Consider the following 21,281-nt stretch of genomic DNA (forward strand, 5'->3'; position numbering starts at 1 on the left):
GGCCGGCGACTGGGCCGCGGCCGCCCCCCGGCCGCACCCCGCCACGCCCGGCGAAGACGGCGACGACCTCTGGCCCGCCACGCCCGGCGGCGGCGACGACCTGTGGCCCGCAACGCCCGGCGACGACGACCTCTGGCCCGCAGCCGGGGAAAGGCCCGCCCGGGACGGAGCCGGTGCCGCCCCCCGCCGCGCACCGCGCCTCACCCCCGAAGACGCCCGAGCCATCGCCTCCTGGGACCGAGACCTGGACGCCCTGGAGGGCGAACTCCGCCGAGCCCGCGCAGCCGTCCGCGACGTGGAGCTCCCGCCCGCGCTCTCCGCCAGCCAACTGCTCCGCCTCGCCTCCGACGAGCAGGGCTTCGTACGCGACCTCGCCCGCCCCATGCCCAAGCCCCCGCAGCCCGCCGCCCGCCAGGGCACCCGGTTCCACGCCTGGGTGGAGTCCCGCTTCGAGGAGCTTCCGCTGCCCCACCTCGACGTCCTCGACCCCCTCACCGACCTCCCCGGAGCCCCCACCGGGGACGGCTCCGACCAGGACATCGCCGACGAGGCCGACCTCGACTCCCTCAAGGCGGCCTTCGAGCGCAGCGAGTACGCCGACCGGACCCCGTACCGCATGGAGGTCCCGGTCCAGCTCACCCTCGCCGGCCGGGTGATCCGCGGCCGGATCGACGCCGTGTACCGCACGCCCGCCACCCCGACCGCCCCCGACGGCGGCTACGAGATCGTCGACTGGAAGACCGGCCGCACCACCGAGGCCGACCCCCTCCAGCTGGCCGTCTACCGCCTGGCCTGGGCGGAAGCCACGAACACCCCCCTCTCCGACGTCACCGGCGTCTTCCTCCACGTCCGCAGCGGCCGCGCGATCCGCCCCCGGAACCTCCCCGACCGCGCTCGTCTTGAGCAGATCCTCCAAGGCAAAACGGACACGGAAAGTGACCATCGAACGGACGGCTAGGCTCGTGGCCATGAGCGACACCCCGGCGGACAGCGTCGTCCGCACGTACATCGACACCCACCGCGCCGCCTTCCTCGACGACCTCGCCGACTGGCTCCGCATCCCCTCCGTCTCGGCCCAGCCCGAGCACGCGGACGACGTACGGCGCAGCGCCGACTGGCTGGCCGCGAAGCTCAAGGAGACGGGTTTCCCGTTCACCGAGGTCTGGCCGACCGACGGCGCCCCCGCCGTCTTCGCCGAATGGCCGAGCGCGGACCCCGCCGCCCCCACCGTCCTCGTCTACGGGCACCACGACGTGCAGCCCGCCGCCCTCGCCGACGGCTGGCACACCGACCCGTTCGAGCCGGTGATCAAGGACGGCCGGATGTACGGCCGCGGCGCCGCGGACGACAAGGGCCAGGTCTTCTTCCACACCCTCGGCGTCCGCGCCCACCTCGCCGCGACCGGCGCGTCCGCCCCCGCCGTGCACCTCAAGCTGATCGTCGAGGGCGAGGAGGAGTCCGGTTCCCCGCACTTCCGCGCCCTCGTGGAGCGCGAGGCGGCCCGCCTCGCCGCCGACGTCGTGATCGTCTCCGACACCGGCATGTGGTCCGAGACCACCCCCACCGTCTGCACCGGCATGCGCGGCGTCGCCGACTGCGAGATCGACCTGTTCGGCCCCGACCAGGACATCCACTCGGGTGCCTTCGGCGGCGCCGTGCCGAATCCGGCCACCGTCGCCGCCCGCCTCGTCGCGGCCCTGCACGACGCGGACGAGCGGGTCACGATCCCCGGCTTCTACGACGACATCGCCGAGCTCACCGACGCGGAGCGGGCGCTGATCGCCGAGCTTCCCTTCGACGAGAGCGAGTGGCTCCGTACGGCCAAGTCGTACGCGGCCTCGGGCGAGGCGGGCTACTCCACGCTGGAGCGCGTCTGGGCCCGCCCGACCGCCGAGGTCAACGGCATCGGCGGCGGCTACCAGGGACCCGGCGGCAAGACCATCGTGCCCGCCTCGGCGCACCTGAAGCTGTCGTTCCGCCTGGTCTCCGGGCAGGACCCGTACGAGGTCGAGACGGCCGTCACGGCCTGGGTCGCGGAGCGCGTCCCGGCCGGAATCCGGCATTCCATCACCTTCGGCGCCCCGACCCGGCCGTGCCTGACCCCGCTGGACCACCCGGCGCTGCAGTCGGTCGTACGCGCCATGGGCAGGGCCTTCGGCCAGAAGGTCCGCTTCACCCGCGAGGGCGGCTCCGGGCCGGCGGCCGACCTCCAGGACGTGCTGAACGCCCCCGTGCTCTTCCTCGGGATCTCCGTACCCTCCGACGGCTGGCATTCGCCGAACGAGAAGGTGGAGCTCGACCTGCTCACCAAGGGGGTCGAGACCGCCGCGTACCTCTGGGGCGACCTGGCCGCCCACTGGAAGCCGGCGTCCGCTTGACGACGCCGCACCCGCCACCGCACCCGCCACCGCACACCCGTCCGTCCTGCTGAGCCTGCCTGTGTCCCGCCACCGGGGGAGTTGGAAGTACCTGTGAGCACCCATACCGAGTCCGAGCGCCCGATCTCGCTGGCCGCGCCCAGCGGCATCGACCGCGCCGCGCACCACCGCCTCGACGAGGCGTGGCTCGCCGCTGCGTGGAGCCACCCCAGCACCCGCGTCTTCGTGGTCTCGGGCGGCCAGGTCCTTATCGACGACACCCCCGACGGCGGCACCGCCATCGTGACGACCCCGGCCTTCGAGGCCCCGGTCACCGAGACCCACCGGTACTTCCTGGGGACCGACGAGGACGGCGTACGGTACTTCGCGCTGCAGAAGGACTCGCTGCCCGGCCGCATGGACCAGTCGGCCCGCCCGGCCGGCCTGCGCGAGGCCGGCATGCTGCTCTCCGCGCGGGACGCCGGGCTGATGGTGCACGCGGTGGCGCTGGAGAACTGGCAGCGCATGCACCGCTTCTGCTCCCGCTGCGGCGAGCGCACGGTGGTCGCCGCGGCCGGGCACATCCGCCGCTGCCCGGGCTGCGGGGCCGAGCACTACCCGCGGACCGACCCGGCCGTGATCATGCTGGTCACGGACGACCAGGACCGCGCGCTGCTGGGCCGCCAGGTGCACTGGCCCGAGGGCCGCTTCTCCACCCTCGCGGGGTTCGTCGAACCGGGCGAGTCGATCGAGCAGTCGGTCATCCGCGAGGTGTGGGAGGAGGCGGGCGTCAAGGTCGGCGAGGTCGACTACGTCGCCAGCCAGCCCTGGCCGTTCCCGTACAGCCTGATGCTGGGCTTCACGGCGCGTGCCGTGACCTCCGAGATCACCGTCGACGGCGACGAGATCCAGGAGGCCCGCTGGTTCTCCCGCGACGACCTCCGCACGGCGATCGAGGCCGGCGAGGTCCTCCCCCCGGCGGGCATCTCCATCGCGGCCCGCCTGGTCGAACTCTGGTACGGCAAGCCCCTCCCGAAGCCGGCCACGACCGCCTGACCGGCGGGGTCGGCCCTCTAGGGTGACCTGACGGGGCCGGTGCTCGAAGCCGGCCCGGTCAGGAGGGCGTCAGCGTGTCGGAGTCGGAGTCGGAACCAGAGTCAGAACCGGATACGGCGCACGGACTGGCCGAGGTCCAGCGCGAGCACTGGCAGCGGACCTACGGCGAGCATCCCGGCATGTACGGCGAGGAGCCGTCCGAGCCCGCGGTGCACGCCGCCGGAGTCTTCCTGGCGGCCGGTGCCCGTGAGGTGCTGGAGCTGGGCGCCGGCCACGGCCGTGACGCGCTGTACTTCGCCCGCCGGGGCTTCTCCGTGCTGGCCGCCGACTTCAGCCCGGTGGGCCTGGAACAGCTGCGCGAGGCCGCCGCGGCCCAGGGCACGGCCGGTCGGGTCACCACCACGGCCTGCGATGTCCGCGAGCCCCTGCCGCTCGCGGACGCCTCGGTCGATGCCGTGTTCGCGCACATGCTGCTCTGCATGGCGCTGTCCACCCGGGAGATCCAGGCCCTGGTCGACGAGGTGCGGCGGGTGCTCCGGCCGGGCGGAGCCTTCGTCTACACCGTCCGCCACACCGGGGACGCGCACTACCGGGCCGGTACCGGGCACGGAGACGACATCTGGGAGCACGGCGGCTTCGCCGTCCACTTCTTCCCCCGCGACCTGGTCGACGACCTGGCCGAGGGCTGGAGCCTGGACGAGGTGGCCGCGTTCGAGGAAGGCGGCCTCCCCCGGCGCCTGTGGCGCGTCACACAGACCGTCCCCCGGTGAGCACCGCCGCGCGGACTCAGGTGAGTGCGGCGCCGTCGGACTGCGGGCCGGCCAGCGCGTCGAGGCGGGCGCGCTGGGCTTCGGTCAGCCGGAGGCCCTCCGCGGCGAGGTTCTCCTCCAGGTGGGCGATCCGGGACGTGCCCGGGATCGGGAGGATCACCGGCGAGTGCCCGAGGAGCCAGGCGAGCGCGACCTGTGTGGGCGTGGCTCCGGCCTCGGCCGCCACGGCGGCGATCTCGGCGGTCGCCCCGGACCGTCCCCAGGCGACGGTGGCCCAGGGCAGGAACGCGATGCCCGCCGCCTCGCAGGCCGCGAGCACGGGCTCGTGCTCGCGGTCGAGCAGGTTGTAGCGGTTCTGCACGCTCGCGATGTCGACGATCTCCCGGGCCGCCTCGAGTTCACCGACGGTGACCTCCGACAAACCGACATGGCCGATCTTGCCCTCGGCCCGCAGGTCCCGCAGTGCGCCGATCTGGTCGGCGAGGGGCGTCCGCGGATCGATGCGGTGCAGCTGGAGCAGCCCGATCCGCTCGACGCGCAGCCGGCGCAGCGCCTGCTCGACCTGCTCGCGCAGCGCGGCCGGCCGCGCGTCCTGCATCCAGTCGCCCGACGGGACGGACCGGGCGATGCCGACCTTGGTGGTGAGGTGGACCCCGTCGGGGTAGGGGTGCAGCGCCTCGGCCAGCAGTTCCTCGTTGGCGCCCCAGCCGTACATGTAGGCGGTGTCGATCAGCGTGACGCCCAGCTCGACGGCCCGCCGGGCCAGCGCGAGCGAACCCTCACGGCCCGGACCCGGGTCCGTGGGCAAGCGCATGGCCCCGAATCCGAGCCTGCGCACTTCCAGATCCCCGCCGATGCGAAACACGGTCGTAGTCACGTGTTGTTCCCTCCCCCTCGATCAAGGGGGAACGCTAACAGGCCGGTCGACCGGCTGACCGGTCCCTGAAACGCAGAAGCCCCCGCCTCGGCGGGGGCTTTCCAAGCGTGGTGTTCAGCACATCAGACGGCGAGGGCCTGCTTGACCTGGGCCAGGCTCGGGTTCGTCATGACCGACTCGCTGCCCGCGGAGGAGGTGACGAGGACGGTGGGAACCGTCTGGTTGCCGCCGTTCGCCTTCTCCACGAACGCCGCGGACTCGGGGTCGAGCTCGATGTTGATCTCGGTGTAGGCGATGCCTTCCCGGTCCATCTGGCTCTTCAGCCGACGGCAGTAGCCGCACCAGGTCGTGCTGTACATCGTGACCGTTCCCGCGTCCTGCATGCTGCGCTCTCCATTCGTGGGTGCTCGTCGGCCCGGTTGGCCCGAGTGCTTGAACGTACGGGACCGCGCGCCCATTCCCGGCCCCCCGGAGCTCCCCGGCTCCGGCTCTGGCTCCGTCCCCTGCTTCGGCTCCGGTACGACGATGATCCCGTCCCACGAACGCGGACGGCCTGTGGACGGTTTTCCCGGCCTCCCCGCGAGACCTGGCAGCATGGCGGGGTGACAGCAGCAACGCACTCCTCATCCTTCACGGCCGGCGCCGACTCGGCCGACGCGGTGCTCCTGGGCCTGGACCCGGAGCAGCGCGAGGTCGCGACGACCCTGCGCGGGCCGGTGTGCGTGCTCGCGGGAGCCGGCACGGGCAAGACCCGGGCGATCACCCACCGGATCGCCTACGGGGTCCGCTCCGGCCAGCTGATGCCGGCGAGCGTGCTGGCCGTCACGTTCACCAACCGGGCCGCCGGCGAGATGCGCGGCCGCCTGCGCGAGCTCGGCGCGGGCGGGGTGCAGGCGCGGACCTTCCACTCCGCCGCCCTGCGCCAGCTCCAGTACTTCTGGCCCAAGGCGGTCGGCGGCGACGTGCCCCGGCTGCTGGAGCGCAAGATCCAGTTCGTCGCCGAGGCGGGCGCGCGCTGTCGCATCCGCCTCGACCGGGGCGAGCTGCGCGATGTCACCGGCGAGATCGAGTGGGCGAAGGTCACCCAGACGGTGCCCGCCGACTACCCGGCGGCCGCCCGCAAGTCCGGCCGCGAGGCACCCAGGGACCTGGCCGAGATCGCCCAGATCTACGGGACGTACGAGCAGCTCAAGCGCGACCGCGGCATGATCGACTTCGAGGACGTGCTGCTCCTCACCGTCGGCATCCTGCAGGACCGCCACGACATCGCCGAACAGATCCGCACCCAGTACCAGCACTTCGTCGTCGACGAGTACCAGGACGTCAGCCCGCTCCAGCAGCGGCTGCTGGACCTCTGGCTCGGCGAGCGCGACACCCTCTGCGTGGTCGGCGACGCCAGCCAGACGATCTACTCCTTCACCGGCGCCACCCCCGACCACCTGCTGAACTTCCGCACCAAGTACCCGCAGGCCACCGTCGTCAAGCTGGTCCGCGACTACCGCTCCACCCCCCAGGTGGTCCACCTCGCCAACGGGCTCCTCGCCCAGGCCAAGGGCCGCGCCGCCGAGCACCGCCTGGAGCTGGTCTCCCAGCGCGAGACCGGCCCCGACCCGGTCTACGCCGAGTACCCCGACGAGCCCGCCGAGGCCGAGGGCGTCGCCCACCGGGTCCGGGACCTCGTCGCGGCCGGCGTCCCGGCGGGGGAGATCGCCGTGCTCTACCGCATCAACGCCCAGTCCGAGGTCTACGAGCAGGCCCTCGCCGACGCCGGAGTCCCGTACCAGTTGCGCGGAGCCGAGCGCTTCTTCGAGCGCGCCGAGGTGCAGAAGGCGATCCTCGCCCTGCGCGGGGCCGCCCGCTCCGGCGGCAACGACCGGCTGCTCGACGACGTCGTGGAGCTCGGATCCCAGGTCCGGGCCGTGCTCAGCTCCACCGGCTGGACCAGCGCACCGCCCGCCGGCTCCGGCGCCGTCCGCGACCAGTGGGAATCGCTGGCCGCGCTGGTCCGGCTCGCCGAGGACTTCGCCCGCGCCAGGCCGTCCGCGACCCTCGCCGACCTGACGGTCGAGCTGGACGAGCGCAAGGCCGCCCAGCACGCCCCCACCGTCCAGGGGGTCACCCTCGCCTCGCTGCACGCGGCGAAGGGCCTGGAGTGGGACGCCGTGTTCCTCGTGGGCCTGACCGACGGCATGATGCCGATCACCTACGCGAAGACCGACGAGCAGGTCGAGGAGGAGCGCCGGCTGCTCTATGTCGGCGTCACCCGCGCCCGGCACCACCTGACGCTCTCCTGGGCCCTCTCCCGGACTCCGGGCGGCCGGGGGACCCGACGCCCCAGCCGCTTCCTGAACGGGCTGCGGCCGGGCTCCCTGGCTCCGGGAAGCAGGCCGGGCGGTCCGGTCGAGCCCGGGGCCCGCAAGCGGGGCCGGCGCGGCCCCGCCGTGTGCCGGGTCTGCCGCAAGACGCTGACCGACGCCGGCGAGCTGAAACTGATGCGCTGCGAGGACTGCCCGTCGGACATGGACGAAGGTCTCTACGAGCGGCTGCGCGACTGGCGCGCCGTCCAGGCGAAGGAGCAGGGCATGCCCGGCTACTGCGTCTTCACGGACAAGACGCTGATGGCCATCGCGGAGGCCGCACCCTCGCAGGAGGGAGAGCTCTCGATGATCTCCGGAGTGGGCGCCCGCAAGCTCGAGCGGTACGGAGCCGACGTGCTGGCCATCTGCGCAGGTGGGGACCCTGGGACGGAAGTTCCTGACGACGCGTAGAAACTCGTCGGAAAAATAGTTTGCACATGCCCAGCGAAGCCCCATAGGTTCTTAGCAACGGAAACGGCGGCTTCTCCGAAGCCCCCGATCCGTGCTGTACTTATCCGAATACGCATGGGATCAGGCCTCCGGGCCGAAGTCCCCGAGACGCCGAGAGGAGGCGAGACCAGTGACCAGCTTCATCACCGCCACCAAAATGACCGATCGCTCGGTCGCCGCTTCCCGCACGCTCGGCTCCTCCACGCTCCTTGCCCTCACGGGTACCGGTCTGCCGGGTACCGGTCTGTCCGCCATTTGCGCTGACAGCCCCGTCCTGCCCGCCGCGCCCTCCGCGCTGCTGGTCAGTGAGCGCAATGAGCGACCGACCCAGGCACCGGTGGCAGTACTGGCAGCAGAAGCCCAGGCGCATGGCGCCTATGCCTTTGCGGCCGCAGCCGGTGCCGGATCCAAGACGCAGCAGACGAAGAAGCAGCACCACCTGATGTGGGCCTACCGCGGGCTCGAACCCTGGAGTGATCCAGTCTGATCTGACGATCAGGCCGGCGCCTTCAGGGCCGCGGAACCCCACTCGGGATCCGCGGCCCTTCTGTTTGTCCCCGAACAGGGGACGACGGACCGAAGGGGCGAGGTACCCCAGCCGCCCCCGGCCGACCGGCCGGAACGACTAGCCGAACAAGACGAGGAAGAAACCACCGTGCAACTCGAAGCGCACGCCCCGTCCGTACCGAAGACCCAGACCCTCTCCCCGCCCGCAGTCCCGGAGGACTCCACCTTGACTCCCCTCACCGCGCTGACCGCGCTCGACGACGCCATCGAGAACCTCGGCGTGCCCGTCGCCTGTCGCACCTACGACCCCGAGGTCTTCTTCGCCGAGTCCCCGGCCGACGTCGAGTACGCGAAGTCCCTCTGCGGCACCTGCCCGCTGGTCGAGGCCTGCCTCGCCGGTGCGCTGGAGCGCCGCGAGCCCTGGGGTGTCTGGGGAGGCGAGCTCTTCGTCCAGGGTGTCGTCGTCGCCCGGAAGCGTCCCCGTGGCCGTCCGCGCAAGAACCCGGTTGTCGCGGCATGACCGCCAACGGAACCATCGACCGCCCCCTCACGCACGACCCCCTGAAGCAGGCCCTCATGTCCCCCCACGCCACCACGAGCGAGCAGCCGCACGGCTCCGCCACCGCAGACTTCATCACCGCCGGCGCGATCACCTCGCGTCAGAACAGGACCCGCGAAATGCAACTCATCCCAGAAGCCATGGCTCGTGCCCATATGGACGACCGCATGCGTGAGGTCGACGCCGAGCGTCGCGCCCTGCGCGTGGTCGCCGCGCGGCGCATGCAGCGCCGAGCCGAGCGCGTCTCGCTGCGCGCCCGGCGCGCGCTGGCCATGGCCGTTATGCACTAAGAGAGCCTGAGAAGGCTCGCAAGAACCACCGGGGGGACCGGCCCGAACGGGCCGGTCCCCCCGGTGCGTTGCGGACCGCCCGCCGGCCCTCGCGGGGATATCGTCTGGAGGTGGACCAGCCGACTCCCCACCCGGCACCGCCGGGAACCGAGGCACCGCCCGTCGTCTGCGCGCGCTGCGGCGCCCAGTCCCCGGCCGGCGCCCCGCCCACCTGGACCTGCTCCGTGGAGAACGGGACCAGACAGTACTTCTGCGTCGACTGCGCGCGTGCGAACCTCCGCGCCATCGAAGGCCGCCTCGACTCCGCCTGGTGGTGAGCGCCCGCCCGGGACCGCCCGCCGCCCCGCTCAGCCCTCGTCGGTCCGGAACCCCGGCAGCCAGGTGTCCAGTTCCTCGCGGAGCCTGACCGTGGCGCCGAGCTGGCACAGCACCCCGATGGTGCTCAGCGTCACGCGGTGGATCAGCAGGTAGGAGGGCGGCAGGTTGATCTGCCGGCCCAACTGGTGCGCGGGGGAGCGGGGGTCGGCGATCCGCGCGGCCTGCCCGCGCAGCCAGGTCCGGGTGAAGGTGAACTCCTCGGCCTCGGCCGGTTCGAGCATGGGCTTCAGGTAGTCGAGCAGCGCGTCGGCTTCCAGCTCGATCGACTCGCGCACGAACCCCTCCGCGCGCAGGTGCCCGTAGACCCCCTCGGCATCATCGTCCAGCGCCATCCGCAGCGACCGGCCGATGGGCTTGGGCCAGCCGCCCGGCAGCCGGTCGACCGTCCCGAAGTCCAGTACGCCCAGCCGCGTCCGGCCGTCCGCCCCGGAGACCAGCCGGAAGTTGCCCGGGTGCGGATCGGCGTGCAGCAGCCCGGTGCGCGCGGGGCCGGAGAAGAGGAACCGGGCCAGCAGCTGCCCGGCGCGGTCGCGCTCCTCCTGGGTGCCGTCGGCTATCACCTCCGACAGCGGAGTCCCCTCGATCCACTCGGTCACCAGCACCTGGTCGCCCTGGTGCACCACGTCCGGCACGAGCACGTCCTCGTCGCCGTCGAAGGCGTCCGCGTGCGTGCGCTGCGCCTCGGCCTCCAGCTCGTAGTCCAGCTCCTCCGAGACCCGGTCGCGCAGCTCCTTGATCAAGGGCTTGATGTCCATGCCCGGGATCAGCGGACCCAGCAGCCCCGCGAACCGGCTCAGCTGCTTCAGGTCCGACAGCAGGGCCTCGCCGGCCCCCGGGTACTGGACCTTGACCGCCACCTGGCGGCCGTCGTGCCACACGGCCCGGTGCACCTGCCCGATCGAGGCCGCCGCGGCGGGCTTGTCCTCGAACTCCTCGAACAGCTCCCGCCAGTCCGCGCCGAGACGCTCCGACAGCACCTGGTGCACGGTCGCCGCGGGCAGCGGCGGGGCCGCCTCCTGGAGCTTCGTCAGCGCGGCGCGGTAGGGCCCGGCGACCTCCTCGGGCAGCGCCGACTCGAAGACCGAGAGCGCCTGGCCGAACTTCATGGCGCCCCCCTTCAGCTCTCCCAGTACACGGAACAGCTGCTCGGCGGTGCGCTGCTGGAGCTCACGCGCCACTATCTCCGCCGACTTGCCGCCGATCCGCTTGCCGAGCCCCCAGGTGGCCCGGCCCGCTATGCCGAGCGGCAGCGCGGCCAGCTTGACGGTACGGGTGACCGCCTTCCGGGGAAGATCAGACATGCGCCCCTCCAATTCCCAGACAGCTGAGCCGCAAGCGGCGGTTCGGGGGAGTCCCCGAAGGCCTTCCCGGCCAAAGGCATCCTGTCATGACCCTCCGCGCCCACCCCGTCCGAGTCTCTTGCCCGGAACCAGGCGGGAATCCACCGGTCGGCAGACGCGGGCCACACCCATGGGACAGCATGGCGGTGGAGCGGGCCGCGCAATGCCGGCGGAAGGGCTGGGGGATGGCGGGTCGGGGGCCTTCGAGGCAGGAACTGATCCGGCGACGCCGATCCGTCGGGTTCATCGGCAGACAGGGCGAGGTCGGCGCCTTCAGGGACGCCCTCAGACAGCCCCCGGAGGAAGCAGCGCAGTTCCTCTTCCACATCCGCGGCCCCGCCGGCGTCGGCAAGTCGACCCTGGTCCGGCACCTGGAGACCATCGCCCGCGAGGGCGGGGCGGTCACCGCGTACGTGGACGAGTCGGTCGCGGACGTCGTCGAGGCGATGGAAGCCGTCAGCGCCCAGTTCGCCCAGCGCGGCCTGCCCATGAAGGGCTTCGACAAGCTGCTGGCCACCTATCGCCAGCGCCGGCACGAGGTCGACGCAGGAGTCCTCGCGGCCGCCACCGGTCCCGACCCGGTGACCGCAGGCGCCCCGCCCCCGTCCCCTTCCAGCGTGATCGCCTCGCAACTCGGCCTCGCCGGGCTCGGCATGATCCCGGGAGTCGGCGCGCTCACCGGCGTCGTCGACCCGAACCAGGTCGCCGTCCGCGCGGACCGGGTCAAGGCCCTCCTCAGCACCCGGCTGCGCCACCACGGCGACGTCGAACTGGTCCTCTCCCCGCTGGACACGCTGACCCCGGTGTTCCTCGAAGAGCTCGCCGAGGTGGCCCGCAAACACCCGTGGATCGTGCTGTTCTTCGACACCTACGAGCGCACCGGCCCCATGCTGGACACCTGGCTGCGCGACGTGCTGGGCAGCGAACGCTACGGGGCGTTCCCCGCGAACGTGCTGGTCACCCTGGCCGGACAGCCGAAGCTGGCCGCCCGCACCTGGGAGGACTGGCACGACCTGGTCACCGACTGGCCGCTGGAGGTCTTCACCGAGACCGAGGCGCGCCTCCTCCTCACCGGAAAGGGAGTCACCGACGAACGGGTCGTCGAGGTGATCCTGCGCCTGTCGGGCCGGCTCCCGGTCCTGGTCTCCACCCTGGCCGAGACGCAGCCGGGCACGGTGGAGGAGGTGGAGGAGATCGGGGACCCGAGTGGCACGGCCGTCGAGCGGTTCCTGAAGTGGGTGCCCGACCCCGCCCGCCGGGCCGCGGCCCTGGCCTGCGCGTTCCCGCAGGAGCTGGACGAGGACGTCTACCGGGCGGCCGTCGAGGAGGAAGCGGCCGAACTCTTCGGCTGGCTCCGGTCGATGCCCTTCGTCACCGACCGCTCGGGCCACTGCCGCTACCACGAGGTGGTCCGCGGCGCGATGCTGCGCCTGCAGCGCAGGCAGTCCCCGATCCGGTGGGAGCAGCTCCACACCCGGCTGGCCGATGCCTTCCGGCGGCGTCGCGAGCACCTGGAGGAGGCGACCGCCCCGGTCGAGGGGTGGTGGTCGGACGAGACCTGGCGCGGCCACCGCCTGGAGGAGGCCTACCACCGGCTCTGCGCCGACCCCCGCACCGCCCTCCCGGCCGTCCTGCGGGACCTCGTGGACGCCTACGACCACGGCATCACCACCCTCCACCGCTGGACCACGGTCCTGGCAGCCGCGGCCCGCGACACGGACTCCCCGACCCTGACCCGCTGGTCCGAGGACCTCCGGGTGTCCCTGGAACAACCCGCCCCGGGCATCGCGGCCCTGACCCTGCTCCTGACCCGAGCCGGCCTCGCCCCCGAAGGCCGGTCCCTGGCCCGGATCCTGCGCGGCCGGGACCACCGCAACAGCCAGGACTTCGCGCAGGCCCTGACCGACTACACCGAGGCTCTCGCCCTGAATCCCCAGGCCGCGCGCGCCCACTACGGCAGGGGGCGGACCTACGAGCTCGTGGGGAGCCGCGACGAGGCGATCGCCGAGTACACCCGGACCATCGCACTCAAGCCCGGTCACGTTCTGAGCCTGGTCAACCGGGGGATGCTGCATTACCTGTCCGGCAGGTACGAGGAGGCCCTGGCAGATTTCGACAGCGCGGTGGGGATCGTTCCCGAGCATCGGCAGGCGCTCACCGGACGAGGCATCACCTATGGCGCGATGGCCTGCTACGAGGAGGCGTTGGCCGACCTCTCGCACGCCGCGGCGATCCAACCCGGCAACTCCGCCTGGACTTTGGTGCACCGGGCAAAGGCCTTCGAGTCGATGGGGCGCCGAGCGGAGGCGCTCGCCGACCTCAGCCGTGCCCTCGAACTCTCCCCGCACTACGCCTGGGCCCTGACCAGCCGGGCGCTCATCCACCGCGATCTGGGCCGGTACGAGGAGGCCCTGGCCGACATCGATCAGGCTCTCGCACGCGAGCCGGACAATGCGCTCGCCCTGTTCCTGCGCGCGACGACCTGGTCGCAGCTCGGCGACTTCGACCGGGCTCTCGCCGACTGGGACCAGGTCCACGCGATCAGCCCGGAGAACAGGTGGGCCGTCAGGAGGAGAGGCGACTACCACCGCATACTGGGCTCCTACGAGGAGGCCCTGGCCGACTACGGTCGCGTGGTCGAGCTCCTTCCGGCCAGTGCCTCCACCCTTACCGCCCGCGGTCTGACCCTTCGACTGCTCGGCCACTACGACGAGGCGCTCGCCGACTTCGCCCGGGCCCTCGAGCTCGACCCCGAGGACGCGTGGACGCACTACGAGATGGCCGTGGTCAGAGCCGCGCTCCGGCACCCGGACCGGGACCACCACCTGGCGCGCGTGGTGGAACTGCGGAGCTCTCCTGATGCCGGAGTGCCGGATGTCCTCGAAGCGGACAGCCTCCTGCTCGCACACTGCCTGCTGCCCGACTGGGAGCAGGCCGAGCAGCGCCTCGCGGAGTTTCTCGAAGCCGCCCCGACTCCGGGGCAACTGCACGCGCTGATCGTCAACCTCCGCAGCCTCGTCCCCGTGATCCCGTCGGCCGAGCCCCGCATCGAGGGGTTCTGCCGGGTACTTGAAGCGAGACTCACGGCCGCGCCTCCCCCCTAGCCCCCTCATGCCCCCACCCCCTGCCCCGCCGGGACCATGGCCGCCGCGCACGGGCAGTCGGGGTGTGGGTGGACCGGGGTGGACTGCCAGGTGAGGGTCGGGAGGGAGGCCTCCCAGCGGGTCGCGGTGGAGGCGGGGAGTTCGCCGTCGAGGAAGGACAGGGCGTGGGCCGCCGCCAGGCCGGCCACGGCCGTGGAGAGGCCGAGGTCGCAGGCGGTCGGGCTGCGGCGGCGGTGGGCGGAGCGCCACTGGACCAGCATGCGCGGCCAGGCCGGGTCACGCTCGATCCGGTCGCGCTCCATGCAGCCGGCGCACGCCGTGGCTCCGGGGAGGACCAGCGGTCCCACCAGCCCGGTGCCCTCCAGTACCCCCGCGTACAGATGGGGGGTGCCGGTGGTGATCCAGTCGGCCGCCGTCTGTGGATCGGGGGCCCAGGACTGCAGTCCGTCCCGGGGTGCGACCACGACCAGGGCCAGCCCCGGCTCCGGGCCCTCGCCCTCCCCGGTCCGCGGCCCGCGTCCGGGGGCCGCGTCGCGGACCGCCGTCCGCGCGGCCTCGGCGCGGAGCCGTCCCACGCTGCCGGGGCCCAGGCCGCCCGGCGCCACGTCCGCCGGCTGCGTACGGCCCCCGTCGAGCACCTCGACCCGGCCGATGCCCGCTCCCGCCAGGACCGAGGCGATCACCGCGCCCACCCGGCCGCTCCCGCGCACCTGAACCCGTATCACCCGGCGGGCGGCGACCCCCTGTAAGTCCCCGCCCGGCCGGGGCCGGACCAAGGACAGCGACCCCAGGTCCGGGCCGAGCCGCTCCAGGGCCTCCGGCCGGTCCCGCACGGCCTGGGCGCGGGGGCCGCCCGCCGTGGCGTCGTCGAGCAGCCCGGCCGCCGCCAGCCTCCGCACCACCTCGTCGACCCGGCCGTCCGGGAGCCCCATCCCCTTGCCCTCCGACCGGAGCAGTTCCATGCCCCGCGTCCCGTCGATCAGGTCGAGGAGCGTGCCCGTCGCGGTGTCCACCGGGCCGAGGACCACCGCGTGGGCAGGCGTCACCCCGAATTGCACCGTCTGCAGATCCCGCCAGGCCCGTGCCAGTGCCGGCTTCACCTTCGGATACATCGCGGCCCTCCCTCGATTCGCGGTTCGATTCGCGCGCCGCATTCCCTTGGGTCCGCGTCGCTTTCCGCAAGATTGCCCGGCCGGCGAAAGACCTGCGTAAGTTTGTCCACAGGTGAGGGGTATTAGGTATATGAAATGAATGATTGAGGTTCTTTGGCGTGCCCGCGCCGCCGACCGCGCATCGGTTCGTGTCCGACCCCTGGAGGGGCGGGACTTCCGCCGTGGCGAGCGGGTACGGTCATGGCGTGTCCGCCGATCCACCGCAGCGCGCCGTCGAAGTCCGCCGGAGCGCGCGCCGCCGAAGGACCGTATCCGCCTACCGCGAGGGTGATCGTACGGTCGTCCTCATCCCTGCCCGGATGTCCGAGGCCGAGGAGCAGCGCTGGGTGGGCGTCATGCTCGACAAGCTGGCGGCGCAGGAGAGCAAGCGCACCCTCGGGGACGCGGAACTCGCCGAGCGGGCCGAGCGTTTGTCCGGGCAGTACTTCGGCGGCCGCGCCCGCCCCCGTTCGGTCCGCTGGGTCACCAATCAGAACACCCGCTGGGGCTCCTGCACCCCGGCCGAAGGCAGCATCCGGCTCTCCCACCGCATCCAGGCGATGCCGGAGTACGTCGTCGACTACGTGCTGCTGCACGAGCTGGCGCACCTCCTCGTGCCCGGACACAGTCCCAGCTTCTGGGAGCTCCTGGAGGCGTACCCGCGCACCGAGCGGGCGCGCGGGTACCTCGAAGGAGTCGTCGCCGCCGAACGCCTTCCGAAGGTCCCGGCCGCCCGCGAAGAGTGATCCGCATTTGCCCGTTATATGCCAGGGATGTCGCGCCTCGTGATATGTACCGGGTCGGTACCGACTTGGCCTGATGTCCGAGGTTGCCGTTAGCCTGAGCGGCACGCATTCAAAGTCGGGATGGGGGACGGTCTTACGTATGGCCAGGGAATTCCAACGCGGTCACAAGGCCAAAATCAGTGATCTGACGGCGGGCACGGACCTCTACGTGGGTGTCCAGATCGCCGGGCCCGGACTCGCCATCGACATCAGCTGCTTCGGCCTCGACGCCAACGAACAGCTCTCGGACGATCGCTACTTCGTCTTCTTCAACCAGCCGAAGTCGCCGGAAGAGTCCATCCAGCAGCTCGGCGCGCAGGCAGGCGACACGGAATCCTTCCGGGTGACCCTGGACCGCATTCCGTCCAACATCCACAAGCTCTCCTTCGCCGCCTCGATCGACGGCGCCGGGCAGATGTCGCAGATCGGCCCCGGCTACATCCGCATCGTGGCGGGTGGCGAGGAGGTCGTCCGGTACTCCTTCACGGGCTCGGAGTTCAGCACCGAGCGCGCGCTGATGATCGGCGACTTCTACCTCAAGGACGTATGGCGCTTCTCCGCCGTCGGCCAGGGCTTCGACGGCGGGCTCGCCGCGCTGCTCCAGAACTTCGGCGGCGAGGTCGCCGAGGAGGAGCAGCCCGCACCGCAGGCGCAGGCCCCGGCCGCCGCGCCCGGCTTCGCGCCGCCCCCGCAGGCCGCCGCCCCGGCGCCCTCCTTCGGTGCTCCCGCCCAGGCGCAGCCCCCGGCTCCCGCGCCCTCCTTCGGCGCACCGGCCCAGGCCCCGGCACAGGCACCCGCCCCGGCGCCCGCACCGGCACAGGTCCCGGCCCCCGCGCCGTACCAGCAGCCCGCCCACGCGGCCCCCACCATGGCCGCCCCGATGGGCGCCCCCCTGGCGCCGCCCGCCCCCGCGCCCTACGGGCAGGTTCCGCCGCCCGCCCCGGCCCCCGCGCCGTACGGGCAGCAGCCGCAGCCCTCGTACGGCCAGGTCCCCGGCCAGCAGCAGCCCCCGTACGGCCAGCAGCCCGGCTTCGGCCAGCAGCCCCAGGGCTACGGCCAGCCCGTGCAGGCGGTGCCCGCCGCCGGCGCCGGACTCGCCGCCGCCCTCCAGCCGTACAAGGAAGCCCCCACCGGCGCCCGCTGGACCCCGCAGAACCAGCAGCTCATGCGCGTCGACCTGTCCATGGGCGGCCAGGCCGTCCTCGCCCGCCAGGGCAGCATGGTCCTCTACCAGGGCAAGGTCGACTTCGGCTACAAGGGCGCGGGCTTCGCCGGCCGCGTCGTCGGCAACGCCACCGGCCAGGAGATGCAGCTGATGCGCTGCTCGGGCCGCGGCCAGATCTTCCTCGCGGAGAACGGCGCCCACCTGCACGCCATCGAGCTCCAGGGCGACGGCATCTGCGTCTCCGCGGAGAGCGTCCTCGCCTTCGACGAGTCGCTCCAGCACGAGGTCCGCCGCATCGAGGGCCACGGCATCCCGGGCGGCGCCCTGTTCACCATGCTGTTCCAGGGCACCGGCACGGTGATCGTCAAGACGCACGGCGTGCCCGTCGTCCTGCCCGTCACCCCGACCACCTTCGCGGACAGCAACGCCATAGTCGCGTGGTCGGCCGCCTCCCAGGTGATCATCTCCAGCCAGGTCCGGCTGCGCCGCAACGCCTACCCCGGCCACAGCGGGGAGACCGTGAACCTCCAGTTCCGCGGCGCCCCCGGCAACTTCATCGTCGTCCAGCCGTACGAGGTCTGAGGGAGCCCCACATGAATGCCATGAACGCTATGAACCAGCAGCTCGCGGGCTACGCCCCGACCCCCGTCACGGCCCGCATGGAGAACCACGGCCGCGCGATGCTCAAGGTCGCCATGCAGAGCGGCCAGGACCTCTTCGCGCGCACCGGATCGATGGTCGCCTACGAGGGCTTCGTGCAGTACGAGCCCAACCCGCCGGCCGTCCGCCAGATGGCCTCGCAGTGGCTCACCGGCGAAGGCGCCCCGCTGATGAAGGCCTCCGGCGACGGCCTGCTCTACCTCGCCGACTACGGCGCGGACGTCGTCGTCATCAACCTCAACAACGACTCGCTCTCCGTCAACGGCACCAACCTGCTCGCCTTCGACGCCCACCTCCAGTGGGGCGTCGAGCGGGTCAAGGGCATGGCCAAGTTCGCCGGCCAGGGCCTGTTCAACGTGTCCGTCGCCGGCACCGGCTGGGTCGCGATCACCTCGCGCGGCACGCCGATCGTGGTCGACTGCGGCCGTGGCGAGGACGAGACCTACGTCGACCCCGACGCGCTCGTCGCCTGGTCCCCGAACCTCAAGATCAAGGGCAAGCGCAGCTTCAAGGCCTCGTCCATGCTCGGCCGGGGCAGCGGGGAGGCCTACCAGATGGCCTTCTCAGGCCAGGGCATCGTCGTCGTACAGCCCAGCGAGGACAGCACCGACCGGCTCCGGGCCCGGGGCTGAGGGGGAGAAGACACACCATGCAGAGCTCACTTTTCGCCCACGCCGAGGCGCAGTCCCAAGAGCGGTACGCCGTCCAGAACCCGCAGCTGCTGCGGGTCTCGCTGAGCGGCTCCGACGACGTCCTCGCCCGCAAGGGCGCGATGGTCGCCTACCAGGGGATCATCGACTTCGACGGCGAGTACCAGAGCACCACCCAGCGCAATGCCCGCGCCAGTACCGGCGAGGGCCTCGACCTGATGCGCTGCTCCGGGCAGGGCACGGTCTACCTCGCCAACCTGGCGCAGTACGTCCACGTCGTGGACGTGGACCAGGAAGGCCTCACCGTCGACAGCAGCTACGTGCTGGCCCTGGACTCCACCCTGCACACCGAGGCCATCGCGGTGGACAGCCAGTACGGGATCTCCGGCTCCGGCAAGTACCAGCTCAACATCACCGGCCGCGGCAAGGTCGCGCTGATGACCTCCGGGCAGCCGCTGATGATGCAGGTCACGCCCGACAAGTACGTCAATGCCGACGCGGACGCCATCGTCGCCTGGTCCACCTCGCTGCGCGTGCAGATGCAGGCCCAGACGCACTCCACCGGCGTCTGGCGGCGCCGCGGCAACACCGGCGAGGGCTGGGAGCTGAGCTTCCTCGGCACCGGCTTCGCCCTGGTCCAGCCCAGCGAGCTGCTCCCGCCGCAGAACGCCCAGATCGGGCAGGGCGCGGCCGCCCAGTTCGGCATGGGCCAGCAGGGCGCCCACGCGCAGAACCAGAACAACGCCTGGAACTGACCGGAACCGGTCCGGGTACGGACGGACGGAAGGGGCGGCCCCGCATCTGCGGGGCCGCCCCTTCCTCGTGTCCGCCGGCTCAGAGCCGCGCGAGGGTCGCCTCCAGCAGCCGCACCACCGAGGTGTCGGCCACCTCCGCCACCTCCGCGTACGAGAACCAGTGCAGGTCCAGCGACTCGTCACTGATCGCTTCGACCGCCCCCGCGGGCGCCAGCACCGCGTACTGCACGTCCAGGTGCCAGTTGCACGGCGCCGGGATCGGATGCCGGTCCAGGCGCACCGGGCCACCGGGCAGCAGGGTCAGCCCGGCGCTGATGCCGGACTCCTCGCGGGCCTCGCGTATGGCCGCGTCGGCGAGGGTGGCGTCACCCGGCTCGCAGTGCCCGCCCATCTGGAGCCACATGCCCAGCTTCTTGTGCAGGGTCAGCAGGACGCGCTCCCGCTCCGGGTCGATCACCAGCGCGCTGCCGGTGACGTGGCCCGCCCGGCAGGGCTTGTAGACCCCGTCCGGATGGGCCGCGAGGTGCTCCAGGTAGACGTCGCGCAGTTCGGGCTGGCCCTCGTAGCGCTTGAGGACGAGGACGGCGTCTTCGTGCAGGCTCACTTCTCGTCGTCGCCGTCCTGCTCGCGCTTCTGGGCGGCCTCGCCCAGCATCTTGTCGATCTCGGAGAAGTCCAGCTGCTCGCGGTGCACGAACCCGTCCGGGTCGTCCAGGTCGGAAGCGGTCGGCAGCATGTCCGGGTGCTCCCACAGCCCGTCGCGCCCGTCCACGCCGCGCGCGTCCGTGAGCGAGGCCCACAGCCGCGAGGCGTCGCGCAGCCGGCGCGGCCGCAGCTCCAGCCCGATCAGCGTGGCGAAGGTCTGCTCCGCCGGGCCGCCCGAGGCGCGCCGTCGGCGCATGGTCTCGCGCATGGCGTCCGCCGAGGTCAGCCGGGGCTTGGCGGCCTCGTGCACGACCGCGTCCACCCAGCCCTCGACCAGCGCGAGCGCCGTCTCCAGACGGGCCAGCGCGGCCTTCTGCTCGGGGGTGTCCTGCGGCTGGAACATGCCGCCCTGGAGGGCTTCCTGAAGCTGCTCCGGGTTCGACGGGTCGAGCTGGCCGACCACGTCCTCCAGCTTCGAGGTGTCGACCTTGATGCCCCGCGCGTACCCCTCGACCGCGCCGAAGAGGTGCGAGCGCAGCCACGGCACGTGCGCGAAGAGCCGCGCGTGGGCGGCCTCGCGCAGGGCCAGGTACAGCCGTACCTCGTCGGAGGAGACGCCCAGGTCCTTGCCGAAGCTCTCGATGTTCAGCGGCAGCAGGGCGGCCTTGCCGGCCGGGCCCAGCGGGAGCCCGACGTCCGTCGAGCCCACGACCTCGCCCGCGAGGGTGCCCACGGCCTGGCCGATCTGCTGGCCGAACATGGCCCCGCCCATGGAGCGCATCATGCCGAGCAGCGGGCCCGCCATGGCCTGCATCTCCTCGGGCAGGACGCCGCCCATGGCCGCGCCGACGCGCTCGGCGACCGGGTCCACGAGCTCCTTCCACACCGGCAGGGTCGCCTCGACCCATTCGGCGCGGCTCCACGCCACGGCCGTGGCGGCGCCCGACGGGAGCGAGGTGACGTCGTCGAGCCAGTGGTCGGCGAGGCGCACGGCCTCCTCGACCGCCGACTTCTCGGCGATGCCCACGCTGGCGTCCTTGACCCCGTCCGCGGTGCCCTGGGCCACGGTCTGGCGGGCGATGTCCTTGGCCATGTCCCAGTTGACCGGACCGCCCTCGTAGCTCAGCATCTGGCCGAGCTGCTGGAAGGCGGCGCCGAGGTCGTTCGGGTTCATGGAACCGAACATGGCGGCGAAGGGGTTGTCGGCGTCGCCCGGACCGCCGGAGCCGCCGGGCAGGCCCGTGCCGAACCCGAACGGATTCGGGCCGCTCTGGCCGCCCTGGTTGCCCTTCTTCTTGCCCTCGTCGCCGTTGTCCGGCTCCTCGGGCGGAAGGCCGAATCCGAATGGGGTGTCGCTCACGGGTTTCCTCGGCTCGTAGGGCCGCCGGCGGGAGCCGGCGGGCAATGGTTCGACAACAGTGCTTCG

The 21,281-nt window shown here is 72.4% G+C and carries 20 protein-coding genes; 14 read left to right on the forward strand and 6 right to left on the reverse strand.

The genetic code is table 11. The features are described 5' to 3' along the window. From AC061S_RS19010 to AC061S_RS19025, 4 genes are all read left to right on the forward strand, one after another. Nucleotides 1–958, forward strand: a 958-nt coding sequence (locus tag AC061S_RS19010) for a PD-(D/E)XK nuclease family protein (RefSeq protein ID WP_478687154.1), incomplete at its 5' end; no start/stop codon positions are given. A 10-nt stretch (nucleotides 959–968) separates the two neighbouring features. Further along, a complete protein-coding gene (locus tag AC061S_RS19015) occupies nucleotides 969–2,378 on the forward strand; it encodes a dipeptidase (RefSeq protein WP_478687155.1) in 1,410 nt (469 codons plus the stop codon). 81 nt (nucleotides 2,379–2,459) lie between these two features. Further along, entirely contained in the window at nucleotides 2,460–3,413 is a 954-nt protein-coding gene (nudC, locus tag AC061S_RS19020) for an NAD(+) diphosphatase (protein ID WP_478687156.1), read from the forward strand. A 74-nt stretch (nucleotides 3,414–3,487) separates the two neighbouring features. Next, entirely contained in the window at nucleotides 3,488–4,183 is a 696-nt protein-coding gene (locus tag AC061S_RS19025) for a class I SAM-dependent methyltransferase (RefSeq protein WP_478687157.1), read from the forward strand. 16 nt (nucleotides 4,184–4,199) lie between these two features. Here the strand turns inward: AC061S_RS19025 and AC061S_RS19030 are convergent, their stop codons facing one another. Together AC061S_RS19030 and AC061S_RS19035 are read right to left on the reverse strand one after the other, a co-directional pair. Further along, nucleotides 4,200–5,060 carry an aldo/keto reductase gene (locus AC061S_RS19030; RefSeq protein ID WP_478687158.1) on the reverse strand — a complete coding sequence of 287 codons (861 nt, stop codon included), beginning with the start codon at nucleotides 5,058–5,060 and terminating at the stop codon, nucleotides 4,200–4,202. A gap of 122 nt (nucleotides 5,061–5,182) precedes the next feature. Further along, nucleotides 5,183–5,443: a mycoredoxin gene (locus AC061S_RS19035; RefSeq protein ID WP_327254846.1), complete on the reverse strand. Its 261-nt coding sequence runs from the start codon at nucleotides 5,441–5,443 to the stop codon at nucleotides 5,183–5,185. Between the two features lie 219 nt (nucleotides 5,444–5,662). Here AC061S_RS19035 and AC061S_RS19040 point away from each other — a divergent pair, with 219 nt between their 5' ends. The 5 genes from AC061S_RS19040 to AC061S_RS19060 all read left to right on the forward strand — a co-directional run bounded on the left by AC061S_RS19040 (nucleotide 5,663) and on the right by AC061S_RS19060 (nucleotide 9,540). Further along, on the forward strand, nucleotides 5,663–7,828 hold the full coding sequence (locus tag AC061S_RS19040; RefSeq protein ID WP_478687159.1) for an ATP-dependent DNA helicase UvrD2: 2,166 nt from the start codon (nucleotides 5,663–5,665) through the stop codon (nucleotides 7,826–7,828). Nucleotides 7,829–7,997: 169 nt separating this feature from the next. Continuing rightward, nucleotides 7,998–8,354: a hypothetical protein gene (locus AC061S_RS19045; RefSeq protein ID WP_478687160.1), complete on the forward strand. Its 357-nt coding sequence runs from the start codon at nucleotides 7,998–8,000 to the stop codon at nucleotides 8,352–8,354. Between the two features lie 168 nt (nucleotides 8,355–8,522). After that, nucleotides 8,523–8,894, forward strand: a complete 372-nt coding sequence (locus tag AC061S_RS19050; RefSeq protein ID WP_214949242.1) for a WhiB family transcriptional regulator — start codon at nucleotides 8,523–8,525, stop codon at nucleotides 8,892–8,894. Continuing rightward, on the forward strand, nucleotides 8,891–9,223 hold the full coding sequence (locus AC061S_RS19055; RefSeq protein ID WP_328300698.1) for a hypothetical protein: 333 nt from the start codon (nucleotides 8,891–8,893) through the stop codon (nucleotides 9,221–9,223). The genes AC061S_RS19050 and AC061S_RS19055 overlap by 4 nt, the downstream gene beginning before the upstream one ends. 110 nt (nucleotides 9,224–9,333) lie before the next feature. Beyond that, the gene (locus tag AC061S_RS19060) at nucleotides 9,334–9,540 is read left to right on the forward strand and encodes an ADP-ribosylation factor GTPase-activating family protein (RefSeq protein ID WP_243336061.1); all 207 of its coding nucleotides are present in this window, start codon (nucleotides 9,334–9,336) and stop codon (nucleotides 9,538–9,540) included. A gap of 30 nt (nucleotides 9,541–9,570) precedes the next feature. Here AC061S_RS19060 and AC061S_RS19065 read toward each other — a convergent pair whose 3' ends face one another. Continuing rightward, on the reverse strand, nucleotides 9,571–10,902 hold the full coding sequence (locus AC061S_RS19065) for an ABC1 kinase family protein (RefSeq protein ID WP_478687161.1): 1,332 nt from the start codon (nucleotides 10,900–10,902) through the stop codon (nucleotides 9,571–9,573). Nucleotides 10,903–11,126: 224 nt separating this feature from the next. Here AC061S_RS19065 and AC061S_RS19070 point away from each other — a divergent pair, with 224 nt between their 5' ends. Further along, entirely contained in the window at nucleotides 11,127–14,045 is a 2,919-nt protein-coding gene (locus AC061S_RS19070; protein WP_478687162.1) for a tetratricopeptide repeat protein, read from the forward strand. A gap of 5 nt (nucleotides 14,046–14,050) precedes the next feature. Here AC061S_RS19070 and AC061S_RS19075 read toward each other — a convergent pair whose 3' ends face one another. Next, nucleotides 14,051–15,157, reverse strand: a complete 1,107-nt coding sequence (locus AC061S_RS19075) for a TOMM precursor leader peptide-binding protein (RefSeq protein ID WP_478687163.1) — start codon at nucleotides 15,155–15,157, stop codon at nucleotides 14,051–14,053. Nucleotides 15,158–15,402: 245 nt separating this feature from the next. On the opposite strand from AC061S_RS19075, the gene AC061S_RS19080 reads away from it, so the two are divergent. The 4 genes from AC061S_RS19080 (at nucleotide 15,403) to AC061S_RS19095 (ending at nucleotide 19,211) form a co-directional block, all read left to right on the forward strand. Continuing rightward, on the forward strand, nucleotides 15,403–15,942 hold the full coding sequence (locus AC061S_RS19080) for a M48 metallopeptidase family protein (RefSeq protein WP_478687164.1): 540 nt from the start codon (nucleotides 15,403–15,405) through the stop codon (nucleotides 15,940–15,942). Nucleotides 15,943–16,081: 139 nt separating this feature from the next. Further along, a complete protein-coding gene (locus AC061S_RS19085; protein ID WP_478687165.1) occupies nucleotides 16,082–17,728 on the forward strand; it encodes a TerD family protein in 1,647 nt (548 codons plus the stop codon). Between the two features lie 29 nt (nucleotides 17,729–17,757). Continuing rightward, entirely contained in the window at nucleotides 17,758–18,438 is a 681-nt protein-coding gene (locus AC061S_RS19090; protein ID WP_478687225.1) for an AIM24 family protein, read from the forward strand. A gap of 17 nt (nucleotides 18,439–18,455) precedes the next feature. Continuing rightward, the gene (locus AC061S_RS19095) at nucleotides 18,456–19,211 is read left to right on the forward strand and encodes an AIM24 family protein (protein ID WP_478687166.1); all 756 of its coding nucleotides are present in this window, start codon (nucleotides 18,456–18,458) and stop codon (nucleotides 19,209–19,211) included. Nucleotides 19,212–19,290: 79 nt separating this feature from the next. On the opposite strand, the gene AC061S_RS19100 is transcribed toward AC061S_RS19095, so the two are convergent. Together AC061S_RS19100 and AC061S_RS19105 are read right to left on the reverse strand one after the other, a co-directional pair. Then, on the reverse strand, nucleotides 19,291–19,815 hold the full coding sequence (locus AC061S_RS19100) for an NUDIX hydrolase (RefSeq protein ID WP_478687167.1): 525 nt from the start codon (nucleotides 19,813–19,815) through the stop codon (nucleotides 19,291–19,293). After that, the gene (locus AC061S_RS19105; RefSeq protein ID WP_478687168.1) at nucleotides 19,812–21,215 is read right to left on the reverse strand and encodes a zinc-dependent metalloprotease; all 1,404 of its coding nucleotides are present in this window, start codon (nucleotides 21,213–21,215) and stop codon (nucleotides 19,812–19,814) included. Before AC061S_RS19105 ends, AC061S_RS19100 begins: the two co-directional genes overlap by 4 nt. Between the last annotated feature and the right edge of the window lie 66 nt (nucleotides 21,216–21,281).

The sequence above is a fragment of the Streptomyces sp. CA189 genome (assembly GCF_056428985.1).

Excerpts from the sequence above, each read along its gene's own strand:
- AC061S_RS19015 (WP_478687155.1), top strand. The coding sequence starts at position 969 with ATGAGCGACACCCCGGCGGACAGCGTCGTCCGCACGTACATCGACACC.
- AC061S_RS19035 (WP_327254846.1), bottom strand. The coding sequence starts at position 5,443 with ATGCAGGACGCGGGAACGGTCACGATGTACAGCACGACCTGGTGCGGC.
- AC061S_RS19055 (WP_328300698.1), top strand. The coding sequence starts at position 8,891 with ATGACCGCCAACGGAACCATCGACCGCCCCCTCACGCACGACCCCCTG.
- AC061S_RS19065 (WP_478687161.1), bottom strand. The coding sequence starts at position 10,902 with ATGTCTGATCTTCCCCGGAAGGCGGTCACCCGTACCGTCAAGCTGGCC.
- AC061S_RS19070 (WP_478687162.1), top strand. The coding sequence starts at position 11,127 with ATGGCGGGTCGGGGGCCTTCGAGGCAGGAACTGATCCGGCGACGCCGA.
- AC061S_RS19075 (WP_478687163.1), bottom strand. The coding sequence starts at position 15,157 with ATGTATCCGAAGGTGAAGCCGGCACTGGCACGGGCCTGGCGGGATCTG.
- AC061S_RS19085 (WP_478687165.1), top strand. The coding sequence starts at position 16,082 with ATGGCCAGGGAATTCCAACGCGGTCACAAGGCCAAAATCAGTGATCTG.
- AC061S_RS19090 (WP_478687225.1), top strand. The coding sequence starts at position 17,758 with ATGAACCAGCAGCTCGCGGGCTACGCCCCGACCCCCGTCACGGCCCGC.
- AC061S_RS19095 (WP_478687166.1), top strand. The coding sequence starts at position 18,456 with ATGCAGAGCTCACTTTTCGCCCACGCCGAGGCGCAGTCCCAAGAGCGG.